The organism is Streptomyces sp. UG1, assembly GCF_049974585.1.
GTDB lineage: Bacteria > Actinomycetota > Actinomycetes > Streptomycetales > Streptomycetaceae > Streptomyces.
This window is the reverse complement of the sequence record NZ_JBNGGG010000040.1, coordinates 20730-41436: the sequence shown is the minus strand read 5'-3', so window position 1 is coordinate 41436 and position 20707 is coordinate 20730. Positions and strand designations below refer to the sequence as shown.

The window sequence follows — 20707 nt, the reverse complement described above, 5'->3', positions numbered from 1 at the left end:
GCCTGGCGGCTCGGTCACCTGCTCGGGGGCGTTTCAGTAGCCGCCCTGGTTCGGCGGGTACTGCTGGTTCTGGTGGCCGTAACCCTGCGGGTACTGCTGGGCGTACGGCTGCTGCGGGGGCTGCTGGCCGTAGCCGCCGTACTGCTGGTCGTAGCCGTACTGCTGGCCCTGCTGGTTGCCGTACGGCTGCTGGGGCTGGTCGTCGGACGGGATGCGGCGCAGCTGGGTCGTCGCGTCGTCCATCTGCGGGTGCGGCTGGTGCTGTGCGGCGGCGGGAGCCTCGGCGGCGGCGCGCTTCTTCTTGGCGCGCTCCCGCAGGAACTCGATGATGATCGGGACCACCGAGACGAAGACGATGAGGACGAGGATCGCCTCGACGTTGGTCTTGATGAACTCGATCTGGCCGAGCCAGTAGCCCGCGAGGGTGACGCCGCAGCCCCAGGCGATGCCGCCGACGACGTTGTACGTGAGGAACGTGGCGTATTTCATACGGCCGGCGCCCGCCACGATGGGGGCGAAGGTGCGCACGATCGGCACGAAGCGGGCGAGGACGATCGCCTTGGGGCCGTACTTCTCCATGAACTCGTGCGCCTTCTCCAGGTTCTCCTGTTTGAAGAGCCTGGAGTTGGGGCGGTTGAAGAGCTTCGGGCCGAAGAACTTGCCGATCATGTAACCGACCTGGTCGCCGATGACGGCGGCCAGGACGATGAGCGTGCAGACCAGCCACAGGGGCTGGGTGATGTAGTTCCCCTCGGCCACGAACAGGCCCGCCGTGAACAGCAGGGAGTCCCCGGGCAGGAACGCGAAGAGGCCGGACTCGGCGAAGACGATCAGCAGGATGCCGGGGAGGCTGAAGGTCTCGATCAGATAGTCCGGGCTGAGCCACTCGGGGCCGAGCGCAAGCGTGGTCACGGGAATGTGGCTCCTGCGGGAAAGGGGCGGGCGGGCTGTGACAGGCGGGTCAAAAATATCAACGCCGCACCGGTCGCCCAGGTTCCATGGACCCGTTCAGGATGCACTGTGCGCCCGCTGGGACAAAGCTGTGAGGCATGGGCATCGAAGAGTACGGCGGCGGGCAGGGCCCCCAGCCGGACGTTCTGGTAGTGACCACGAATGACGTCCCCGGGTACCGGGTCACACAGGTCCTCGGCGAGGTCTTCGGACTGACCGTGCGCTCCCGGCACGTCGGCAGTCAGATCGGCGCCGGCCTGAAGTCGCTGGTGGGCGGTGAGCTCAAGGGGCTCACCAAGACGCTGGTGGAGACCCGGAACCAGGCCATGGATCGGCTCGTCGAGCAGGCACGCGCGCGCGGCGCGAACGCGGTGCTGATGTTCCGGTTCGACGTGACCGAGGCGGCGGACGTGGGCACCGAGGTGTGTGCCTACGGGACCGCGGTGGTCCTGGCCCGGGAGTGACCCGTACGGCCGCCCGGGCCAGGGCCCTTATGCGGTGCGGCGGTCGGCGTTCGCGAGGATCGCTTCCCTCAGGTGCTCGGCGAGACCTGGGTGCATGGCGTCGTAGAACGCCTTGAAGCGCTCGTCGGAGACGTACATCTCGCCGAAGCACCGGTGCATCTCGTAGGGGACCTCGAAGTAGTACCTGCTGATCTGCTGCCGGTGTTCCTCGGCGAGGTTCATGGCCGCCTCGCCGGACGGCTGCCCGCCGGCCGCCACCAGGGCCGCGTACCGCTCGCCCCAGTCGTCGACCTCGGCCTGAATGCGCTTCCAGTCCTCCTTGGTGTACGTGGCGGCGCGGCGCTGGGACTCGGCGTACGCCTCGGTGTCGCCCCAGCGTGCCTCCGCCTCCTCCCGGTACTGCTCGGGGTCCTTGTCCCCGAAGACCTCGAAGCGCTCCTCCGGTGTCAGGTTGATCCCCATATTGCGTGCCTCCATGGCGTGCTCCACGGCCGCCGCCATCTTCTGCAGCTTCTCGATCCGGGCGGTCAGCAGCTCGTGCTGCCGGCGCAGGTGTACGCGCGGGTCCGCGTCCGGGTCGTCGAGCAGGGCGGCGACCTCCTCGAGCGGGAAGCCGAGCTCGCGGTAGAACAGGATCTGCTGCAGCCGGTCGAGGTCGGCGTCGTTGTAGCGCCGGTGGCCCGCGTGGCTGCGCTCGCCGGGTACGAGCAGGCCGATGTCGTCGTAGTGGTGCAGGGTGCGCACCGTCACTCCGGCGAATCGGGCGACCTGTCCCACGGAGTAGCTCACTTCCGCTCCCTTCTCGGTACGCGCTCCACGGTGGCTCCTCACGTGACGTGAGGTGCAAGCCCGTTGCCGCGCCGGTGTCGCCCGGCTTCGAAATGAAGCGTCCGTTATGCCTGCTTATGGTGAGCCCGTGGCCCAGGACACCGCGCGGCAGACGCCCCCCGCTCCGGCGACCCCGGCGCGCATGCTGCTGCCGTCGATCCTGCCCGCCCTGGTCGTGGGCGTGATGGCGAGCCTGCTGCTCCTGGGGGTGAGCGAGGCGGCCGAGGCGCTCCAGGACGTGCTGTGGGGCGAGCTGCCGGACGCCCTGGGGGTGGGCCGCTATTCGGTGCTGTGGATGCTGGTGATGCTCACCGCCACCGGGATCGCGGTGGGCCTGGTGGTGTGGAAGGCGCCGGGGCATGCCGGGCCCGATCCGGCCACCATCGGCCTGGACGCGCCCGTGCTGCCGCTGTCGGTGCTGCCCGGGCTGGCGCTGGCGACGGCGCTGATGCGATGGGGGTGCCCCCGCGCGAGGTTGTTCGAGCGTGGGGGAGGGCGGGCCGGCCTGGGCCCGGAGAACCCGATCATCGCGGTGAACGTGGGCCTGGCGTACTGGCTGGGCCACCGTCTGGTGCCCCGGGCCCCGGGGCGACTGTGGCCGGTGCTGGCGGAGGCGGCGACGATCGGCGCGCTGTTCGGGACGCCGGTCGCGGCGGCGCTGCTGCTGTCGGAGGCGCTGGCGTCGCGTGAGACGCGGGGCGCGCTGTGGGACAACGTGTTCGCGCCGCTGGTGTCGGCCGCGGCCGGGGCGATGACCGTCAACCTGGTGGCCGAGCCCAGCTTCGACCTGGATCTGCCCGCGTTCGGGCGTCCCGGCTGGGCGGATGTGCTGGCGGCGCTGGTGATCGCCTCGGTGGCGGCACTGCTGGGCGCGGCGTACGGCAACTTCAGGAGTGGGCGGCTCATCCAGGCAGAGCCGCTCGGCGCTAACCGCGGCCTCACCGCCCACACCCCTGTGCCATTCATCACCCGGCAGGGCTGGGTGAGCGTCTCTGAGTGGCGTCGCGACACCGGGGTGTCCCGGTGTTCAGGCACGGCTGCATGCCGGACGTACGCCAATCGCCTTCGCACCCTGGTGCCGCTCGGCAAGCGCTCGGCCCGTGTGAGTACGTCCCTCCGGACGCTGGTTGGCCCTGCCGACAGAGCCGTCGGGCCAAAGAGGGTGCCCGACGTCGCCTGGGCGCCGGGCGCGCGCACACATACTGTCACAGAATCACTACGGACCGCTAATCGTGGCCCGCCTGTTCACCGCCGCCGTCCTGGTCGCCTCGCCCTCGGTCATCGCCCTGTTGTGCATCGCCTCGCTGCCGGCCTGGCTGCTGGTGACGGGGCGGCCCCAGATGCAGTTGCGCGCGGACGGAACCCCGGTCCGCTGACACCCGTTCATCAATGCAGGAGGCAGGCCCATGTCGTTGCACAAAGGCCCCCAGGGCCCCGACGAGCGTCACCTGTCCGTGAACCCCTTCTACGGCGAGGCGAACCCGGTCGGCGGCATGACCGACGCCCCGCCCACGCACCGGCTGCCCGATGCGCCCCTGGCGCCGTCGACGGCGTATCAGCTGGTGCACGACGAGCTGATGCTGGACGGCAACTCCCGGCTCAACCTGGCCACTTTCGTCACCACCTGGATGGAGCCGCAGGCCAATGTGCTGATGGCGGAGTGCCGGGACAAGAACATGATCGACAAGGACGAGTACCCGCGCACCGCCGAGCTGGAGCGGCGCTGCGTGGCGATGCTCGCCGATCTGTGGCACGCGCCCGATCCGTCGGCGGCCGTGGGCTGTTCGACGACCGGCTCCAGCGAGGCGTGCATGCTCGCGGGGATGGCGCTCAAGCGCCGTTGGGCGAAGCGCAACGCCGACCGCTACCCGGGGGCGCGCCCGAACCTGGTGATGGGGATCAACGTCCAGGTCTGCTGGGACAAGTTCTGCACCTTCTGGGAGGTCGAGCCCCGCCTGGTGCCGATGGAGGGCGAGCGGTTCCATCTCGATCCGCAGGCGGCGGCCGGGCTGTGCGACGAGAACACCATCGGGGTCGTCGGGATCCTCGGCTCCACCTTCGACGGCTCCTACGAGCCCGTCGCGGACCTGTGCGCGGCCCTCGACGCCCTCCAGGAGCGCACGGGGCTCGACATCCCGGTGCACGTCGACGGCGCGTCCGGCGGCATGGTGGCGCCCTTCCTCGACGAGGACCTTCAGTGGGACTTCCGGCTGCCGAGGGTGGCCTCGATCAACACCTCGGGGCACAAGTACGGGCTCGTCTACCCCGGTGTCGGCTGGGCGCTGTGGCGGGACGCCGAGGCGCTGCCCGAGGAGCTGGTCTTCCGCGTCAACTACCTGGGCGGCGACATGCCGACCTTCGCGCTGAACTTCTCCCGGCCGGGCGCCCAGGTCGTGGCGCAGTACTACTCGTTCCTGCGGCTGGGCCGCCAGGGCTACCGGGCGGTGCAGCAGACCGCGCGGGACGTGGCCGGCCGGCTCGCCCAGGCCGTCGAGAAGCTCGGCGACTTCCGGCTGCTGACCCGGGGCGACCAGTTGCCGGTGTTCGCCTTCACCACGGCCCCGGACGTGCGGGCGTACGACGTCTTCGACGTCTCCCGGCGGATGCGGGAGAACGGCTGGCTGGTCCCGGCGTACACCTTCCCTCCCAACCGCCAGGACCTGTCGGTGCTGCGGGTCGTGTGCCGCAACGGATTCTCCGCCGACCTCGCCGAGCTGTTCGTGGAGGACCTCAGCCGCTGCCTGCCGGAGCTGCGCCGGCAGCCGCACCCCTTCACCCGGGACAAGGAGGCGGCCACCGGCTTCCACCACTAGAAGGCGGCTACAGGCCGTTGGAAGGCCGCTAACGGCTCATGCGTGCGAACCGCCGTACGGCCAGCGGGAAGAACACCGCCAGGAGGACCAACGGCCATACGACCGCCGCCGCCAGGTGCGCGGTGCCCGCCCCGGCGAACAGGTCCCGTACGGCCGTCGCCGTGTGGGACATCGGGTTCCGGTCGACGACCGTGGCCAGCCAGTCGGGCATGGACTCGGGCAGGGCGAGCGCGTTGGACAGGAAGGCGATCGGCCAGACCAGGATCTGCACCGCCTGCACCATCTCCGGCTTCCCGGCCACCAGCGCCAGATGGATGCCGATCCACAGCATGGCGAACCGGAAGAGCAGAAGCAGCCCGAAGGCGCCCAGGAAGGCCCCGGGGCCGCCGTCCACGCGCCAGCCGAGGGCGAGGCCGACGCCCATGAGGACGAGCAGCGACAGCGCCGACTGGAGCATGTCGGCCGCGGAACGGCCCACCAGGACCGCCCCGTTGGTCATCGGCATGGACCGGAAGCGGTCGATCACGCCCTTGTTGAGGTCCTGGGTGACCGCGATCATCGTGCCCTCCAGGCCGAAGGCCATGGTGAGCGCGAGCATCCCGGGCACGAGATAGTCGATGTAGGAACCCTCGACCCCCCGGCCGCCGCCGATCAGATAGCCGAACATCAGCAGCAGCATCACGGGAAAGACCAGGTTGACCACGACCTGCACGGGCTGCCGCGCCCAGTGGGCGAGTTCGCGGCGGGTCATGGTCCAGGAGTCGGTCAGCGCGTGCGCGCCGGCGCTCGTGCTCATACTCATGCGGGCTCCTTCACTCGGTGCTCGTCCCCGGTGAGGCGCAGGAACACCTCGTCCAGCGTCGGCCGGCGCAGGGCGACGTCCACCGCCTCGATTCCGGCCGCCTCCAGGGCCCGTACGACGCCGGAGAGCGCCGCCATCCGGTCGGTGACCGGGGCGCTGAGCAGCCGGCGGTCGGGGTCCACGGAGACGGTGTCCTTCGGTACCGGCAGCAGGGCGACGGCGGCGCCCAGTTGACCCGCGTCGCGCAGGACGACGTCGATGCGGTCGCCGCCGGTCAGCGCCTTCAGCTCGTCCGCCGTGCCGTCGGCGACGACCCGGCCGGCGTCCACGACCGAGATGCGGTCGGCGAGTTGGTCGGCCTCCTCCAGGTACTGGGTGGTGAGCAGGACCGTGGTGCCGGCGCCGACCAGGGAGCGCACGGCGGACCAGACCTCGGCGCGGCCGCGCGGGTCGAGTCCGGTGGTGGGTTCGTCCAGGAAGAGCACCTCCGGGTTGGTGATGAGCGATGCGGCCAGGTCCAGCCGGCGGCGCATGCCTCCGCTGTACTGCTTGACCGGCTTGCGGCCGGCGTCGGCCAGGCCGAAGCGCTCCAGGAGCTCGTCGGCGCGCCCGCGCGCGCGGCGGGCGCCGAGGTGGTGGAGGCGGCCGAACATCTCCAGGTTCTGGTGCCCGCCCAACTCCTCGTCCACGGCCGCGTGCTGGCCCAGCAGGCCGATGCGCAGGCGCACCTCGTACGCCTGGCGCAGCACGTCGCGCCCGGCCACCTCGACGCGGCCGCCGTCCGGCCGCAGCAGGGTGGACAGGATCCGGACCAGGGTGGTCTTGCCGGCCCCGTTCGGGCCGAGCACCGAGTGCACGGTGCCGCGCGCGACCGTGAGGTCGAGCCCGTCCAGTGCGTATCTGCCGGCTTTGCCGCCGTACCTCTTGCGTGCCCCTTCGACGGTGATCGCCGCGTCGGCCACTGATTCTCCCTCGCTAGTCAAACTTGACTACCAGCTCGAAGGTAAAGCAGCGCTCAGAGGTAGTCAAACTTGATTAGAGGGCGTCCCCGGGATGGGACTCCCCCGTCGCGTACGGGTTCTCCTCGCCCTCGGCCAGCACGCCGACGAACGGGTCGCCCTCGTCGGCGAACGTGTAGGCGCCCTTCTCCAGCCGCTCGATCAGCCCGCCGGTCCAGGCCCGCTCGGAGTCCGCCGTGTGGACCCACATGTTCATGATCTCGCCGATGTGGCCCAGCTGCTCGGGCCCGTCCTCGGGCACGTAGTGGGCCACGACGGAGGCCCGCCACTCCTCGATCCGCCGGGTCCGCTCCTTCAGGAGCGTCACGGCCTCCGCCCTCGGCAGATCGACCATGAAGCCGACGGCCGCCGTCTTCACGTCGCCCCGCTGGTCGTAGGTGACCAGCGCGTCACGCAGCAGCGCGAAGTACTCCTCGATGCCGGCGTCCGTCAGTTCGTACTCCACGCGCGGCGGGCCGCCCGCTGTGGACGGCGCGATCTCGTGCGCGTGCAGCAGGTCCTGCTTCGCCATCTGCTTGAGCGCGTGGTAGATCGAGCCGGGCTTGGCGTTGGACCACTCGTGCGCGCCCCAGTACTCCAGATCGTTGCGCACCTGGTAGCCGTGGGCGCGGCCGTGCATACGGACCGCGCCGAGCACGAGGAGACGGATCGCTGACATGCGGTCCAGGTTATGACCTCACATTGACATGCGGTCCAGGTCATGCCCTCACATTCCGGCGAGGGCAACCAGCTCAAAGGCCGTCTTCCCGTCCAGGGACTCCCGGATGACATCCGCGTGCCCCGCGTGCCGGGCCGTCTCGCGGATCAGGTGCAGAACCAGCCAGCGCATCGACACACGGCCCTCCGGCGGGAACCACGGCTGGTCCGGCAGGGCGAAGGTGTCGTCGAGGCTCGGTACGGAGCGGATGAACGCCTCCGTGTCCGCGGCCACCTTCTCCCAGTACGCGAGCTGCGACTCGACGCTCTCGCCGGCCACGAGGACGAAGCACTCGTGCCAGTTGCTCTCGTCGCGCACGACGGCAGGCGCCTCGCCCTTGGCCCGCGCGACCCAGCCCTGCTCGACCTCGGCGACATGCTTGACCAGCCCCGCCAGGGACAGCTCGCTCGCACTGGGACGGGAGCTCGCCTGCTCGTCCGTCAGCCCGAGCACCGCCCGCCGGATCCCGCCGCGCTGCTCCGCCAGGAAGGAGAGCAGGGCTCCGCGCTCGTCGCCGTACTCCTCGGCCGGAACGTGAGTGACCATGACCGCCGCCTTTCGTCGGAACCGGGGGCCCTCGCCCCCTTTCACCGACGAAACTACGGGCCCTTGCGGTCAGGTTCTGTCCGCAAGGGCCCGTCGAGTCGTGCGACATCCGGGAGAGCTAGAACGGGAACCCGCTCCGGCCGTGCTGGACCGAGATCCACTTGGTCGTGGTGAACGAGTCCAGCATCGTCTCGCCGTTCAGGCGGCCGAGGCCGGAGTGCTTCTCGCCGCCGAACGGGACGATCGGCTCGTCGTGGACGGTGCCGTCGTTCACATGGAACATGCCCGTGTCGATCTGCTTGGCGAAGGCGACGCCGCGCTCGATGTCACCCGTGTGGACGGCTCCGCTCAGGCCGTACGGGGTGTCGTTGACCAGGCGTACGGCCTCCTCCTCGCCGTCGAACGGGATGAGGAAGGCGACCGGGCCGAAGACCTCCTGCCGCAGCAGGGGCGAGTCGGCCGGGAGGCCGGTCAGCACGGACGGCTCGACCAGGTTGTCCCGCGTCGTGCCGCGCACCAGGGCCGTCGCGCCCTCGGCGACGGCCTGCTCGACGGTGCCCGAAACGGCGTCCGCCTGGGAGGAGTTGATGACCGGGCCGATCACGGTCTCGGGGTCGCGCGGGTCGCCGACCTTGAGGGTCTTGACCTTGGCGACGAACTTCTCGGTGAACTCGTCCGCGACCGAGCGGTCCACGAGGACACGGTTCGCGGCCATGCAGACCTGGCCCTGATGGACGTAGCGGCTGAAGACCGCCGCGTCGACCGCGTAGTCGATGTCGGCGTCGTCGAGGACCACCAGCGCGCTGTTGCCGCCGAGTTCGAGGACCGAGCGCTTGAAGTGCGAGGCACAGACCGTGGCGACGTGGCGGCCGACCTTGTCGGAGCCGGTGAAGGAGATGACCTTCGGGACCGGGTGCTCGATGAAGGCGTCGCCGATCTCGGCGATGTCGGTGATGACGACATTGAGCAGGCCGGCGGGCAGGCCCGCATCCTCGAAGATCTTCGCGACCATGGAGCCGCCGCAGATCGGGGTGTTCTGGTGCGGCTTGAGCACCACGCCGTTGCCGAGCGCGAGGGCCGGGGCGACCGACTTGATCGACAGGAGGAAGGGGAAGTTGAAGGGGCTGATCACGCCCACGACACCGACCGGCACGCGGTAGACGCGGTTCTCCTTGCCGTCCACCGGCGAGGGGATGATCTTGCCCTCGGGGCGCAGCGCCAGGTGGACCGCCTCGCGCAGGAACTCCTTGGCGAGGTGGAGTTCGAACGCCGCCTTCAGCCGGGTGCCGCCGAGCTCGGCGATGATCACCTCGGCGATCTCCTGCTCGCGGTCCTCGATCAGCCGCAGCGCCTTCTCGAAGACGGCACGGCGGGCGTACGGATTGGTCGTGGCCCACTGCTTCTGGGCGCGGGCGGCCGCCGTGTAGGCGTCGTCGATCTCGTCGGCCGTGGCTATGGTGATCGACGCCAGCTTCTCGCCGTCGTACGGGTTGAAGTCGATGATGTCCCAGGAGCCGGTGCCCGGGCGCCACTCACCGTCGATGTACTGCTGAGCCAGGTCGGTGAAGTAGGACGACGACATGTGATCCCTCAATCCCTAGCGGACACCGGTCGACTGATCACTCGAGCAGGATCGCCTTGATCGTCTTCACGGTCTGATCACACGTCATCGTACTTGTGTTTCAAGAGAGTTGAAGGAGTCCCCGCAGAAGATCCCGGCTCTCGTCCGGACCTGGGCTGTCCTGCTGGAGTTCCTTCAGGGCCTTCTCGTACTGGGCGACGTCCTCGTGCTTGTCGAGGTAGAGGGCGCTGGTGAGCTGCTCCAGGTAGACGACGTCGGAGAGGTCGGACTCCGGGAAGCTGAGGATGGTGAAGGCGCCGGACTCCCCGGAGTGGCCGCCGAAGCCGAACGGCATGACCTGCAGCCGTACGTTGGGCCGCTGGGAGACCTCGATCAGGTGCTGGAGCTGGCCGCGCATCACCTCGCGGTCGCCGTAGGGGCGGCGCAGGGCGGCCTCGTCCAGGACGATGTGGAACTCGGGGGCGTTCTCGGCGACCAGGTACTTCTGCCGCTCCAGGCGCAGCGCCACGCGCTTTTCGATGTCGGCCGCGCTGGCACCCTTCATGCCGCGCCCGACGACCGCGTGGGCGTAGGCCTCGGTCTGCAACAGGCCGTGCACGAACTGCACCTCGTACGCCCGGATGAGGCTGGCCGCGCCCTCCAGGCCGACATAGGTGGGGAACCAGCTCGGCAGGACGTCGGAGTAGCTGTGCCACCAGCCGGCGACGTTGGCCTCACGGGCGAGGGAGAGCAGCGAGGCGCGCTCCTGCTCGTCCGTGATGCCGTACAGCGTCAGCAGGTCTTCGACGTCCCGCGTTTTGAAGCTCACCCGGCCCAACTCCATCCGGCTGATCTTCGACTCGGAGGCACGGATCGAGTAACCCGCCGCCTCGCGCGTGATCCCTCGCGCTTCCCGCAGTCGCCTCAGTTGCGAGCCGAGCAGCATGCGCCGCACCACCGATCCGGGCTCTCCCGCGCTCACGTTCGCCAGCCTCCCCAACCGTCTTCAGGGCCCGCAGTCTGCCACTAAATCACTCCGAGCAGTACTCGTCCGATTACAGAGACGGAAAGAAGACAAGGATTCCTCGCGGGGAGAGTGGTCCGGAAGACAAGGAGAGCGGTGGAAGTTGGCGGAAAAAATGGCCAACAAGCGGTACGGGAGTAACCAATTCGGTCACGTGCACGTGCATCTGCCCTTGCATCTGCTCTGCGCATCAGAAACCATGGTCCCGCGCAACCGCTGCATCGCAACGACCGCGAACTCCCGGGAGTGCCTCGCATGGGGACGAATGGATCGACCATGCTCGAGCCGTTACGGCAGGGCCTTCCGCCACTGGATCCCGCAGCAGTCTCCAGCGCCGCGTCCTGCGCTCTGCCCGCCCGTTACGAAGCGGTGCGTGAGGCCCGGAAGTTCACCGGGCGGACCCTGGAGCAGTGGGAACTGGACCATCGGTTCGACGACGTGTGCCTCGTGGTCTCGGAGCTGGTGACGAACGCGCTGCGGCATGCGCTGCCGGCTGGTGCGTCGCGGCTGCCCGAGCAGACGCCGCCCGTGCGGCTGCACCTGATGCGGTGGACCGAGCGGCTGGTGTGCGCGGTGCGCGATCCCAGCCATGACAGTCCCGTCGCGCGCGATTCCGACGACTTCTCGGCCGAGTCCGGGCGCGGGTTGTTCCTCGTCGACTCCTTCAGTGACGGCTGGGGATGGCATCCGCTGGCAGGGACGCTCAGCGGGAAGGTGGTCTGGGCGCTGTTCCGGCTGCAACCGGGGCAGGCGCCGATGGGGAGATCGGCGGACTGAGGGCTGCGGGGCTGGATGGCTCCGGGGTTCTACGCGCGTTACGGAGCGATAGGCGCCGATTGCCCTGAGTTCGGCTGAGTTTTGCTGAGCTGTGCGATGGGCCGGCTCGGTCAGCTCGTGACCAGGTGGTCGAACTCGCCGTCCTTGACGCCCAGGAGCATGGCCTCGATCTCGGCGCGGGTGTAGACGAGTGCGGGGCCGTCCGGGAAGCGGGAGTTGCGCACGGCGACGTCTCCGCCGGGCAGCCGCGCGAACTCCACGCACGAGCCCTGCGAGTTGCTGTGCCTGCTCTTCTGCCAGGCCACCCCGTTCAGATCCGTGGCTGCCATGCCGTTGTACACGTCGTGGTCCACAGGTCGCTCCCCGGTGGTGCGGTGGCTCGGAGGCCATTGAGGCATGAGGTGGTGCAGTGGTGCGGCAGTCAACTGCTTCCGGATCATAGCTCTGTTCACGTGCAACTGCATGAGCAGATGCACGTGCACGCGGGGTGTTCCTGTGGTTACTCCTGTGACGTACGCGGGCTCAGATACGTTCCAGCGTGTTCACCCAATCCCTCGTGCACTAGGGAGACGCCTTCCGCGTCCTTCTTGTTCCAAACTCCAAGTAACTTCCCAATAGGTGGAGTTGGGGGGCTTCGAGGGCGCCCCGGCGCCGGGGCGCCCTGTGTCAGCGCGTCGTGTACGGCAGCAATGCCATTTCGCGGGCGTTCTTGATCGCCTTCGCCAGTTGGCGCTGTTGTTGGACCGTGACTCGGGTCACCCGGCGGCTGCGGATCTTGCCTCGGTCGGAGATGAAGCGGCGCAGCAGGTCCGTGTCCTTGTAGTCGATGTAGGTGATGCCGGCCTGGTCCAGGGGGTTCGGCTTCTTCGTGGGCCGGCGGTCGGGCTTGCGGGGCATGGGGTGTCAGACCTCCAGGAGGGTGTCGAAGGCGGGCGGGAGCTGTTTCCAGGCGTCACGGCCCGCGGCGTACTCGGCATCGGTGAGCAGGCACGACTCCAGGAGCCGTTCCAGGCCGTCGCGGTCCAGGCCGGGGGACGTGAAGACCAGGTGCTGGCAGCAGTCGCCGTGCTCGGGGTGCCAGTCCAGCGCGGCGGCCGCCCGGCGTACCGGCGGGACCATGTCCCAGGCGGCGTCGGGAAGCGAGGCCAGCCAGGGGCCCACGCTCTCGACGCAGAGGGCGCCTCCCGCGGCGTCCCAGTGCAGCAGCACGTCGGGCTTGTCGGCGAGCCAGAAGCGGCCCCGGCTGCGGGCCGCGGCGCAGGTGATGTCCTCCAGGGCCTCGTACAGCCGCTCGGGGTGGAAGGGGCGGCGGCGGTGCCAGACCAGGGTGGAGACACCGTGCGCGTCGGCCTCGGCGGGGAGCAGCGCGCACGCCGGGTGCTGGGCCGCCGCCGCCGACTCGACGTCGAAGCCCGCCAGCGCCGCCCGGGCCAGCTCGCCCTCGGCCGGGCCCGGTGCGCCCGCCAGGTCGCCGTGGCCGATCGGGACCTGGCGGGCCGTCGGGTGGAGCTGGGCGAGCAGCTCGCGGTCCTCGTCGTCGGCCTCCGGCGAGGTGGCCACGGCCAGGACGGGGGCGTACTCCAGCTGGCGTGCGAACGTGTCGGCGACCGTGCGCTGGTCCGTCGCCGCCGCCGCGAGTCCGCCCTCGGCCAGGTCGTCGCCGTTGCCCAGGTACGGCAGGACCAGCGCCGGGTCGACCGCGGTGATCACACCGGTGACCACGAGTCCGCCGGCCGTGACCACCTCGGCCATCGCCTTCGGCTCCACCGAGTCCCAGAGTTCGACGATCGCCATGCGGGTGCCGTCCGCGTCCTGGATCCTCAGCAGTTCCGGCACCAGGTCCTCGCGCAGGGCGCAGCAGGCGCAGTCGTTGACCAGGGGGGCCTCGCCGGTGCTGACGAGGCCGGTGGCGTCGCGGATCGTCCGTACCACCGTGCCGGCCGCTGCAGTGGCCAGGTCGTGGTGGAGTACGACGCTGTCGGGGACGTCGGCGAGCAGCCGCTCCACGGCCGCCTTGCGGGCGTCGGCGTGCAGGCCGCCGACGATCACGACGGAGAGCATCAGCCCTTCTTTCCGTACCGGCGCTCGAAGCGCTCCACGCGGCCGGCGGTGTCCAGGACGCGGGCCGTGCCGGTGTAGAAGGGGTGGCTGACGTTCGAGATCTCGACGTCGACGACGGGGTAGGTGTTGCCGTCCTCCCACTCGATGGTCTTCTCGGTCGGTACGCCGGCGAGCGTGGAGCGGGTCAGGAACGCGTGGTTCGCGGCGCGGTCGCGGAAGACGACGGGGCCGTAGGCGGGGTGAATGCCGTCGCGCATGGTGGTCTCAGCGCTCCTCTCGGAAGTCGACGTGGCGGCCGACGACCGGGTCGTACTTGCGCAGCGTCATGCGGTCGGGGTCGTTGCGGCGGTTCTTGCGGGTCACATAGGTGTAGCCGGTGCCGGCGGTGGACCGGAGCTTGATGACCGGGCGGAGTTCGTTGCGTGCCATGCTGCTATCTTACTGAAAATGAATTCCATTAACAGCCGTGACTGAGAGAGGTTCGTCACCGTGTCCGCTCACTGCATGCTGACCGGGGCTCAGCCCGGGTTCGGCAACACCATTTCCCACTCGCACCGGCGCACTTCCCGCCGCTTCGACCCCAACATCCAGACCAAGCGCTACTGGCTGCCCAGCGAGGGCCGGCATGTGCGGCTGCGACTGAGCGCCAAGGGGATCAAGACGGTCGACGTCATCGGCGTCGAGGCTGCCGTCGCCCGGATCCGTGCGCGAGGGGTGAAGGTCTGATGGCCAAGAAGAGCAAGATCGCGAAGAACCAGCAGCGGCAGGAGGTCGTCGCCCGGTACGCCGCGCGGCGGGCCGAGCTGAAGGAGATCATCCGCCGGCCGTCGTCCACCGATGCCGAACGGCTCGCCGCCCAGGAGGAACTGCGCAAGCAGCCGAGGGACGCGAGCGCCACGCGCGTACGCAATCGCGACCAGGTGGACGGGCGGCCGCGCGGCTACTTCCGGGCCTTCGGGCTGTCCCGGGTCAGCCTGCGCGAGCAGGCGCACGCCGGGTATCTGCCGGGGGTGCGCAAGGCGTCCTGGTAGGGGCGGGCAGGTCCTGGGCCCGGACCGGACTCCCTGGTAACTTGCTGCGGTCGTTTCGGCCAAGTGGGCCGATTCGGCCGTATGCCGACCGCTACAGCTTGGGAGCTTCCAGTGACCTCGGCGACCTTCTCGCGTACGCGCGCACTGTCCGGCCGGCGGGTGCGGGTCGCGGCCGCGGCCGCGACCCTGGCGGGCGCGCTCGCGCTGACCGCCTGCAGCGGCGGTGGCGACTCCGACGACAGCTCCTCCTCGGACAGCCCCAGCGCCTCCGCGACCACCGGCGCCGACACCGGCGGTGGTACGGACGGCGGCGCGGGCGGCGGGTCCGCGTCCGGCGGCCTGGAGGGAAGCTGGCTCGCCACGACCGACGGCAAGGCCGTCGCACTGGTCGTCACCGGCGAGGAGGCCGGGCTCTTCGCGACCGGCGGGACCGTGTGCAGCGGGACCGCCGGCGAGGAGGGCGGCAAGCGGACGATCCGGCTCAAGTGCACCGACGGCAGCAAGGACCGGGCGGCCGGAACGGTCGACTCCGTCGACGGCCGGCAGTTGAAGGTGACCTGGGAAGGCGACCTCGGCGAGGAGACGTACACCAAGGCGGAGGGCGGCAAGCTGCCGACGGGGCTGCCCACGGCCGGTCTGGGATCGTGATGTCCGATCGGTGACCGGCCGCTCGATCGATACGGTCATCCAGGTCATCCCCCGATCGGTCACGGCTGATCACCGACGCCACCCCCCTGAGGACCCATGCGCGCCACACCCCTCACCGTCGCCGCCCTCGCCGCGGCCCTCCTCCTGACCGCCTGCGACGACGGCGGGGACGGAGACAAGAGCACGGAGGCCGGCTCCAAGGCCGCGGCCGGCTGCGTCGCCGCGCTGGCCGTGGAGTTCGGGCCGGCCAACGCCGCCCCCGCCGCCGGCGACACCGGCAACGTGCCCGTCACCGTCACCAACCGCGGCGACGCCGACTGCGCCCTGGCCGGGCTGCCCGGCGTCGAGTTCACCGCGGGCGGCACGAGGGCCGCCGTCCCGCCCGACGAGGCCGCCGGGGCCGTCGCGCAGCGGAAGACGACCCTCACGAAGGGCGCCTCCACGTCCTTCACGCTCACCTACGTCCGGGGCGAGGAGGGCAGCGCCAAGAGCCTCGCCGTACGGAAGGCTCAGGTGCGGCTGCCCGGGTCCGCCAAGACGCACGGCTTCGAGTGGTCGTACGGCGCCGTCGCGCTCAAGACCGACGGGAAGACCCCGGACGCCTCGCTGAGCGGGTTCCAGCGGTCCGGCGACTGACGCGGCTCAGCGCAGCGGCCGACGGGGGGACATCCGCGCCCGGTCGGCCGCCTCCGAGCCCTCCACCCAGCCCGCCTCGTCGCTGACGCCGCGCAGGCGGGTCGTGGTGGTCTGCGGGAACATCCGGTCCAGGCGGGCGGTGACCGCGACCTCGCGGGAGGCCAGGACCGGGAGCAGGTCCTCGGTCACCGGCGTGCGCGCCGCCGCGGTCAGGCGGGTGCCGATGCGGTGGGCGTAGGCCGCCAGGAACGACTGCCGGAAGGTCTTGGTCCGCTTGCGGCCGCCCGCGCGCTGCGCCGCCTCCGCCTTCGTCATCGCGGTCTGGGCCTGCACCAGGAGCGAGGTGTGCAGGAGTTCGACCACCTCCAGGTCCGCCTCGAAGCCGACGACCGTGGAGAAGCCGAAGGGTTCGTTCCACACGGCGCGGCAGTGGTTGGCGGTCGCCACCGCGTCCAGCAGCACGGCCTTCGCCTGTTCGTACGGCGGCTCCACACCGATCCGGCAGGCGCCGGGGGCGTCCTTGGCGGCGGCCGGCGCACGGGACGCGAGCAGGGCCTCGTCGATGCTGTGCCGGGACATCAGCTCCTGCGCCTTGGCACTGAGCGCCTCCGCCTCCTCGGCGAACCCGGTCGCCTCGGCCTTCGCCAGCAGCGCGCGGATCCGGGTGAGCATGCGGGACTCGGGCCTCGGATCCGAGGTGGCCGGCTGCTCCAGGGGTTCCAGTGCGGGCAGGCGCAGCAGGAGGCGGTACAGCTCCAGGACGGCGGTCGCGTGCGAGAAGCGGTCCGTGCGGGGCGGGGCCCCGGTGGGCAGGTCGTCGAGCTGTGCGCGCCAGCGGGGGCCGCGCGGGGCGGCGTGCGGCGCCTGCGCGCGGATCAGCGCCGCGAGCAGTCGTATGTGCACGTCGTCCAGGTCGCGGCGTACGAGCCGTACGACATCCGCCGGCTGCCAGCCGCGCCGCCAGGCCGCCGCCACGAACTCCTCGCCACGCCGGGCGAGTTCGGCGTCCGCCCCGGGGTCGGCGGCGAGGAGGGAGGCGCCGGTGTCGAGCGTGGTGTGCTCGGTGTCGTAGAGAGCGGACTCGAAGGCGCGGTCGACGGTGCTGGGCGTGCTCACCAGGGGATCGTAAGTCCGCGCGGGGCGCCGAGAGTGCATGTCAACCTCCGGTTGACACTCAGCTGCCGTCAACCTACGGTTGACACATGTCGACGAACCCGAACATCACGTCATCCGTACGCCTCGACGAACTCATCGCGGCCATCAAGAAGGTCCACGACGAGCCCCTCGACCAGCTCCAGGACGCGGTGATCGCCGCCGATCACCTCGGCGAGGTGGCCGACCATCTGATCGGCCACTTCGTGGACCAGGCCCGCCGGTCGGGCGCCTCCTGGACCGACATCGGCAAGAGCATGGGGGTCACCCGGCAGGCCGCGCAGAAGCGGTTCGTGCCCAAGGAGGGCACCGACCTCGACCCCCAGCAGGGCTTCGGCCGCTACACGCCGCGTGCCCGCAACGTGGTGATGGCCGCCCACAACGAGGCCGTCGCCGCCCGCAACCCCGAGGGCCGCCCCGAGCACCTCGTCCTCGGTCTGCTGGCCGAGCCGGACGGCATCGCCGCCAAGGCGATCACGGCACAGGGCGTCCTCCTGGACTCGGTGCGCCAAGCCGCCACCGCCGCGCTGCCGGCCGCCGCCGACGAGGTCCCCGAGCTCATCCCCTACGGCTCCGACGCCAAGAAGGTCCTGGAGCTCACCTTCCGCGAGGCCCTGCGCCTCGGCCACAACTACATCGGCACCGAGCACATCCTGCTGGCCCTGCTGGAGTTCGAGAACGGCACCGGCGTCCTGTACGGACTCGGCCTCACCAAGCAGGCGGCGGAGGAGTACGTCGTCGAGGCCCTCTCCCAGTTCCTCAAGAGCGGTGAGGAGACCGCCAAGGCAGCCCGCGAGCAGGGCGAAGGCGAGAGCTGAGGCCGTTGTCAGACCCGGGTGCCACACTCTCAGCATGGCCGACCGGTGGGCGCTCGCTCCGGCCGAGGACGGTGGCGTGGAGGTCGCCCCCCTCGGTCCGGACGGGCTGCTCGCGGGACCGGTGCGCCGGGAGCCGGATCCGGCCACGGCCGTGCGCGGGCGGCCGGAGGTCGCACGGTGGGTGTGGCGTTCCACCGCCGAGGTCTATCCGCGGCTGCTCGCCACGGGGGTGCGAGTCGAGCGGTGCTACGACGTCGAGGACGCCGAGACGCTCCTGCTCGGCCACGAGGGGCGCTACGGCGAGCCGAGATCGGCCGCGGCGGCGCTCGCCCGGCTGCGCGGCGCCCCCGTGCCGCCCGACCCGCCCCAGCGCGCGGCCGAACCGGGCTCGCAGTCCCCGCTCTTCGAGCCGCAGGCGGTCCATGTGCCGCTCGCCGACCTCGTCGAGGTGTACGCCGAGCAGCAGCGGCGGCACGACCGGACGGCGAACCCGGAGCGGATGCGGCTGCTGACGGCGGCTGAGTCGGCGGGGATGCTCGTGGCCGCCGAGATGAACCGGGCCGGGCTGCCGTGGAGCGCCGAGGTGCACCGCCGGGTGCTGCACGAGCTGCTGGGCGAGCGGTACGCGGGCGGCGGGGAGCCACGGCGGCTGGCCGAGTTGGCGGACGAGGTGTCGGCGGCGTTCGGGCGCCGGGTGCGGCCCGATCTGCCGGCCGATGTGATCAAGGCCTTCGCGCAGGCCGGCATCAAGATCAGATCAACCCGTCGCTGGGAGATCGAGAGCCTCGACCATCCGGCCGTGAAACCGCTGGTCGAGTACAAGAAGCTGTACCGGGTCTGGGTGGCCCACGGCTGGTCCTGGCTGCAGGACTGGGTGCGCGAGGGGCGGTTCAGACCGGAGTTCCTCGCGGGCGGGACGGTCACCGGGCGGTGGGTGACCAACGGCGGGGGCGGGCTGCAGATCCCGAAGGTCATCCGGCGTGCGGTGGTCGCGGACTCCGGCTGGCGGCTCGTGGTGGCCGACGCCGACCAGATGGAGCCGCGCGTGCTCGCCGCGATCTCCCGCGACCCCGGGCTGATGGAGGTGGCCGGCCGGGAGACCGACCTCTACCAGTCCGTCTCCGACCGCGCCTTCTCCGGCGACCGCGCGCAGGCCAAGCTCGCCGTGCTGGGTGCCGTCTACGGCCAGACCTCCGGAGACGGGCTGAAGAACCTCGCCACGCTCAGACGCCGCTTCCCCAGGGCGGTGGCGTACGTCGACGAGGCGGCGCGGGCGGGCGAGGAGGGACGGCTCGTGCGGACGTGGCTGGGACGAACCTGTCCGCCGGCGGCCGGGGCGGTCGACGACATCGCCGAGGAGGCCGGGATCCCGGTCGCGGAGGGGCCCGACGACCCGGCCGAGGGCGCCGGAGCGCAGGAGTGGGTGCCGGGCTACGCCTCCACCAACTCCCGCGCCCGGGGCCGCTTCGCCCGCAACTTCGTCGTGCAGGGCAGCGCCGCCGACTGGGCCCTGCTGCTGCTCGCCGCGCTGCGGCAGGCCTGTGCGGACATGGCGGCGGAGCTGGTGTTCTTCCAGCACGACGAGGTGATCGTGCACTGTCCCGAGGAGGAGGCCGAGGCGGTGGTGAAGGCGATCCGGGAGGCGGCGGAGCTGGCCGGGCGGCTGACGTTCGGTCGGACGCCGGTGCGGTTTCCGTTCACGACGGCGGTGGTGGAGTGCTACGCGGACGCCAAGTGATCAACGCGATCAACGCGTGTCACGGAACACATTTGGCCGGACTCCGGTGTTCCGTTGTCATGGCTTAATCTGATCACTGCATCGGGTCCGGCCCGACGGCGCGCGCGTAGATGCGCAGCTCGGGGGAGCGTCGCCGCCGTGGCCGGATCCGGGGAACGGCCCCTGCGGGCTTGCGCGTTGGCCCTCCCGCTTGCCTTTTGGACCGGCCCTCCCGGTCAGATGACCGGCGGCCGTCCCAGGAGGCACAGCCGCCACACCGTGCGCCATCGCATGGGCCGCCGCCGGCCGGCCGGTTCCCGCAGACCCTCCAGGAAGCCGCCGAACCAGGCACGCAGTCCGCCGCCCGACCGGGTGCGGGCCAGGGTGAGCAGGACCCAGATGCCGAGATGGACCGGGATCAGCGGCAGCGGCAGCCGACGGCGGGTCAGCCAGACGCGGTTGCGGGCGGTCACGCGGTGGTAGATGGCGTGCCGGGCCGGCGAGGTCTTCGGGTGCTGCAGGAGGAGTTCGGGAGCGTACAGAATGCGCCAGCCCGCGTCGACGGCCCGCCAGGCCAGATCGGTCTCCTCGTGGGCGAAGAAGAACTCGGCGGGCCAGTCCCCGGTCTCGGCCAGCATCGCCATGCTCAGCGCGTGCCCGCCGCCGAGGAAGCCGGTGACGTAACCGCCCCTGAGCGGATCGGACTTGCCGATCCTGGGCACGTGCCGCCGCTGGGTCTCCCCGTGCTCGTCGGCGATGCGGAAGCCGACGATGCCGAGCCGGTCGTCGGCGGCGTACAGATCCCGTACCCGGCGCAGTACGTCGGCGTCGACGAGGAGCCCGTCGTCGTCCAGTTCCACCACGACATCGACGTCCCCGAAGTCGCGCAGCCGCTCGATGGCCACGTTGCGCCCGCCCGGGCAGCCCAGGTTCTCATCCAGCTCGATCGGTGTGAACTCACCGGGCAGCGCCAGCCGTTCGGCGAACTCGGGCAACGGGCAGCCGTTGCCGACGACGACGATCCGGTCGGGGGCGAGATCCTGCTTGGCCACGGACTCGAGCAGCGCGTCGACCTCGACGGGCCGGTTGCCCATCGTCACCACGGCGACCGCGATCCTCGGTTCCGCCATACCCGCCCTCACCCTCGAACCGGCTTCGATTA

Annotated in this window: 24 protein-coding genes and 1 pseudogene; 10 read left to right on the top strand and 15 right to left on the bottom strand. The window is 70.7% G+C overall.

The window, feature by feature from the left end; genetic code table 11:
- Positions 1–33: 33 nt before the first annotated feature.
- Entirely contained in the window at positions 34–912 is an 879-nt protein-coding gene (locus tag ACP4J3_RS36970; protein WP_426540695.1) for a DedA family protein, read from the bottom strand.
- A gap of 137 nt (positions 913–1049) precedes the next feature.
- On the opposite strand from ACP4J3_RS36970, the gene ACP4J3_RS36965 reads away from it, so the two are divergent.
- Positions 1050–1415 carry a YbjQ family protein gene (locus ACP4J3_RS36965; RefSeq protein WP_426540694.1) on the top strand — a complete coding sequence of 122 codons (366 nt, stop codon included), beginning with the start codon at positions 1050–1052 and terminating at the stop codon, positions 1413–1415.
- 27 nt (positions 1416–1442) lie between these two features.
- Here ACP4J3_RS36965 and ACP4J3_RS36960 read toward each other — a convergent pair whose 3' ends face one another.
- Positions 1443–2204 carry a MerR family transcriptional regulator gene (locus ACP4J3_RS36960; protein WP_426540693.1) on the bottom strand — a complete coding sequence of 254 codons (762 nt, stop codon included), beginning with the start codon at positions 2202–2204 and terminating at the stop codon, positions 1443–1445.
- Positions 2205–2331: 127 nt separating this feature from the next.
- Here ACP4J3_RS36960 and ACP4J3_RS36955 point away from each other — a divergent pair.
- A pseudogene (locus ACP4J3_RS36955) lies at positions 2332–3619 on the top strand (chloride channel protein).
- A gap of 30 nt (positions 3620–3649) precedes the next feature.
- Positions 3650–5056: a glutamate decarboxylase gene (locus ACP4J3_RS36950; RefSeq protein ID WP_426540692.1), complete on the top strand. Its 1407-nt coding sequence runs from the start codon at positions 3650–3652 to the stop codon at positions 5054–5056.
- A gap of 28 nt (positions 5057–5084) precedes the next feature.
- Here ACP4J3_RS36950 and ACP4J3_RS36945 read toward each other — a convergent pair whose 3' ends face one another.
- From ACP4J3_RS36945 to ACP4J3_RS36920, 6 genes are all read right to left on the bottom strand, one after another.
- Positions 5085–5858 carry an ABC transporter permease gene (locus tag ACP4J3_RS36945; RefSeq protein WP_426540691.1) on the bottom strand — a complete coding sequence of 258 codons (774 nt, stop codon included), beginning with the start codon at positions 5856–5858 and terminating at the stop codon, positions 5085–5087.
- Positions 5855–6820, bottom strand: a complete 966-nt coding sequence (locus tag ACP4J3_RS36940; RefSeq protein WP_426540690.1) for an ATP-binding cassette domain-containing protein — start codon at positions 6818–6820, stop codon at positions 5855–5857. The genes ACP4J3_RS36945 and ACP4J3_RS36940 overlap by 4 nt, the downstream gene beginning before the upstream one ends.
- A 73-nt stretch (positions 6821–6893) precedes the next feature.
- Entirely contained in the window at positions 6894–7535 is a 642-nt protein-coding gene (locus ACP4J3_RS36935) for a PadR family transcriptional regulator (protein ID WP_426540689.1), read from the bottom strand.
- 48 nt (positions 7536–7583) lie between these two features.
- Positions 7584–8120, bottom strand: a complete 537-nt coding sequence (locus tag ACP4J3_RS36930; RefSeq protein WP_426540688.1) for a DinB family protein — start codon at positions 8118–8120, stop codon at positions 7584–7586.
- 118 nt (positions 8121–8238) lie between these two features.
- A complete protein-coding gene (locus tag ACP4J3_RS36925; RefSeq protein WP_426540687.1) occupies positions 8239–9702 on the bottom strand; it encodes an aldehyde dehydrogenase family protein in 1464 nt (487 codons plus the stop codon).
- Between the two features lie 100 nt (positions 9703–9802).
- Complete coding sequence (locus tag ACP4J3_RS36920) at positions 9803–10627, bottom strand: helix-turn-helix domain-containing protein (RefSeq protein ID WP_426540761.1); 825 nt, start codon at positions 10625–10627, stop codon at positions 9803–9805.
- A gap of 354 nt (positions 10628–10981) precedes the next feature.
- Here ACP4J3_RS36920 and ACP4J3_RS36915 point away from each other — a divergent pair, with 354 nt between their 5' ends.
- Positions 10982–11482 carry an ATP-binding protein gene (locus tag ACP4J3_RS36915; protein ID WP_426540686.1) on the top strand — a complete coding sequence of 167 codons (501 nt, stop codon included), beginning with the start codon at positions 10982–10984 and terminating at the stop codon, positions 11480–11482.
- 110 nt (positions 11483–11592) lie between these two features.
- Here ACP4J3_RS36915 and ACP4J3_RS36910 read toward each other — a convergent pair whose 3' ends face one another.
- The 5 genes from ACP4J3_RS36910 to rpmG form a co-directional block, all read right to left on the bottom strand.
- Positions 11593–11880, bottom strand: a complete 288-nt coding sequence (locus ACP4J3_RS36910; protein WP_426540760.1) for a DUF397 domain-containing protein — start codon at positions 11878–11880, stop codon at positions 11593–11595.
- Positions 11881–12148: 268 nt separating this feature from the next.
- On the bottom strand, positions 12149–12379 hold the full coding sequence (gene rpsR, locus ACP4J3_RS36905) for a 30S ribosomal protein S18 (RefSeq protein WP_194042593.1): 231 nt from the start codon (positions 12377–12379) through the stop codon (positions 12149–12151).
- A gap of 6 nt (positions 12380–12385) precedes the next feature.
- Positions 12386–13543, bottom strand: coding sequence for a CobW family GTP-binding protein (locus ACP4J3_RS36900; RefSeq protein ID WP_426540685.1), 1158 nt, complete (start codon positions 13541–13543; stop codon positions 12386–12388).
- Positions 13543–13800, bottom strand: coding sequence for a type B 50S ribosomal protein L31 (locus ACP4J3_RS36895; protein ID WP_426540684.1), 258 nt, complete (start codon positions 13798–13800; stop codon positions 13543–13545). Before ACP4J3_RS36895 ends, ACP4J3_RS36900 begins: the two co-directional genes overlap by 1 nt.
- A 7-nt stretch (positions 13801–13807) precedes the next feature.
- A complete protein-coding gene (rpmG, locus tag ACP4J3_RS36890) occupies positions 13808–13972 on the bottom strand; it encodes a 50S ribosomal protein L33 (protein ID WP_003999141.1) in 165 nt (54 codons plus the stop codon).
- Positions 13973–14032: 60 nt separating this feature from the next.
- Here rpmG and rpmB point away from each other — a divergent pair, with 60 nt between their 5' ends.
- The 4 genes from rpmB to ACP4J3_RS36870 all read left to right on the top strand — a co-directional run bounded on the left by rpmB (position 14033) and on the right by ACP4J3_RS36870 (position 15858).
- On the top strand, positions 14033–14269 hold the full coding sequence (gene rpmB / locus ACP4J3_RS36885) for a 50S ribosomal protein L28 (RefSeq protein ID WP_126393989.1): 237 nt from the start codon (positions 14033–14035) through the stop codon (positions 14267–14269).
- A complete protein-coding gene (gene rpsN, locus ACP4J3_RS36880) occupies positions 14269–14574 on the top strand; it encodes a 30S ribosomal protein S14 (protein ID WP_426540683.1) in 306 nt (101 codons plus the stop codon). The genes rpmB and rpsN overlap by 1 nt, the downstream gene beginning before the upstream one ends.
- A gap of 111 nt (positions 14575–14685) precedes the next feature.
- Positions 14686–15222, top strand: coding sequence for a hypothetical protein (locus ACP4J3_RS36875; protein WP_426540682.1), 537 nt, complete (start codon positions 14686–14688; stop codon positions 15220–15222).
- A gap of 96 nt (positions 15223–15318) precedes the next feature.
- Positions 15319–15858, top strand: coding sequence for a DUF4232 domain-containing protein (locus ACP4J3_RS36870; protein ID WP_426540681.1), 540 nt, complete (start codon positions 15319–15321; stop codon positions 15856–15858).
- Between the two features lie 6 nt (positions 15859–15864).
- On the opposite strand, the gene ACP4J3_RS36865 is transcribed toward ACP4J3_RS36870, so the two are convergent.
- Positions 15865–17013, bottom strand: coding sequence for a DUF2786 domain-containing protein (locus tag ACP4J3_RS36865; protein WP_426540680.1), 1149 nt, complete (start codon positions 17011–17013; stop codon positions 15865–15867).
- A 47-nt stretch (positions 17014–17060) separates the two neighbouring features.
- Here ACP4J3_RS36865 and ACP4J3_RS36860 point away from each other — a divergent pair, with 47 nt between their 5' ends.
- Both ACP4J3_RS36860 and ACP4J3_RS36855 read left to right on the top strand, forming a co-directional pair.
- Positions 17061–17828, top strand: coding sequence for a Clp protease N-terminal domain-containing protein (locus ACP4J3_RS36860; RefSeq protein WP_426540679.1), 768 nt, complete (start codon positions 17061–17063; stop codon positions 17826–17828).
- A 34-nt stretch (positions 17829–17862) separates the two neighbouring features.
- Positions 17863–19566: a bifunctional 3'-5' exonuclease/DNA polymerase gene (locus ACP4J3_RS36855; RefSeq protein WP_426540678.1), complete on the top strand. Its 1704-nt coding sequence runs from the start codon at positions 17863–17865 to the stop codon at positions 19564–19566.
- A 215-nt stretch (positions 19567–19781) separates the two neighbouring features.
- Here the strand turns inward: ACP4J3_RS36855 and ACP4J3_RS36850 are convergent, their stop codons facing one another.
- Positions 19782–20675, bottom strand: a complete 894-nt coding sequence (locus ACP4J3_RS36850; protein WP_426540677.1) for a glycosyltransferase family 2 protein — start codon at positions 20673–20675, stop codon at positions 19782–19784.
- Positions 20676–20707 lie beyond the last annotated feature (32 nt).

Bases quoted from the DNA above. Each gene is read 5' to 3' on its own strand.
- ACP4J3_RS36920 (WP_426540761.1), bottom strand. From the start codon at position 10,627: ATGCTGCTCGGCTCGCAACTGAGGCGACTGCGGGAAGCGCGAGGGATC.
- ACP4J3_RS36895 (WP_426540684.1), bottom strand. From the start codon at position 13,800: ATGCGCGACGGCATTCACCCCGCCTACGGCCCCGTCGTCTTCCGCGAC.
- rpmG (WP_003999141.1), bottom strand. From the start codon at position 13,972: ATGGCACGCAACGAACTCCGCCCGGTCATCAAGCTCCGGTCCACCGCC.
- ACP4J3_RS36915 (WP_426540686.1), top strand. From the start codon at position 10,982: ATGCTCGAGCCGTTACGGCAGGGCCTTCCGCCACTGGATCCCGCAGCA.
- ACP4J3_RS36935 (WP_426540689.1), bottom strand. From the start codon at position 7,535: ATGTCAGCGATCCGTCTCCTCGTGCTCGGCGCGGTCCGTATGCACGGC.
- rpsN (WP_426540683.1), top strand. From the start codon at position 14,269: ATGGCCAAGAAGAGCAAGATCGCGAAGAACCAGCAGCGGCAGGAGGTC.
- ACP4J3_RS36910 (WP_426540760.1), bottom strand. From the start codon at position 11,880: ATGCCTCAATGGCCTCCGAGCCACCGCACCACCGGGGAGCGACCTGTG.
- ACP4J3_RS36900 (WP_426540685.1), bottom strand. From the start codon at position 13,543: ATGCTCTCCGTCGTGATCGTCGGCGGCCTGCACGCCGACGCCCGCAAG.
- ACP4J3_RS36930 (WP_426540688.1), bottom strand. From the start codon at position 8,120: ATGGTCACTCACGTTCCGGCCGAGGAGTACGGCGACGAGCGCGGAGCC.
- ACP4J3_RS36850 (WP_426540677.1), bottom strand. From the start codon at position 20,675: ATGGCGGAACCGAGGATCGCGGTCGCCGTGGTGACGATGGGCAACCGG.
- ACP4J3_RS36860 (WP_426540679.1), top strand. From the start codon at position 17,061: ATGTCGACGAACCCGAACATCACGTCATCCGTACGCCTCGACGAACTC.
- ACP4J3_RS36865 (WP_426540680.1), bottom strand. From the start codon at position 17,013: ATGCACTCTCGGCGCCCCGCGCGGACTTACGATCCCCTGGTGAGCACG.
- ACP4J3_RS36965 (WP_426540694.1), top strand. From the start codon at position 1,050: ATGGGCATCGAAGAGTACGGCGGCGGGCAGGGCCCCCAGCCGGACGTT.
- rpsR (WP_194042593.1), bottom strand. From the start codon at position 12,379: ATGCCCCGCAAGCCCGACCGCCGGCCCACGAAGAAGCCGAACCCCCTG.
- ACP4J3_RS36925 (WP_426540687.1), bottom strand. From the start codon at position 9,702: ATGTCGTCGTCCTACTTCACCGACCTGGCTCAGCAGTACATCGACGGT.
- ACP4J3_RS36945 (WP_426540691.1), bottom strand. From the start codon at position 5,858: ATGAGTATGAGCACGAGCGCCGGCGCGCACGCGCTGACCGACTCCTGG.
- ACP4J3_RS36870 (WP_426540681.1), top strand. From the start codon at position 15,319: ATGCGCGCCACACCCCTCACCGTCGCCGCCCTCGCCGCGGCCCTCCTC.
- ACP4J3_RS36950 (WP_426540692.1), top strand. From the start codon at position 3,650: ATGTCGTTGCACAAAGGCCCCCAGGGCCCCGACGAGCGTCACCTGTCC.
- ACP4J3_RS36855 (WP_426540678.1), top strand. From the start codon at position 17,863: ATGGCCGACCGGTGGGCGCTCGCTCCGGCCGAGGACGGTGGCGTGGAG.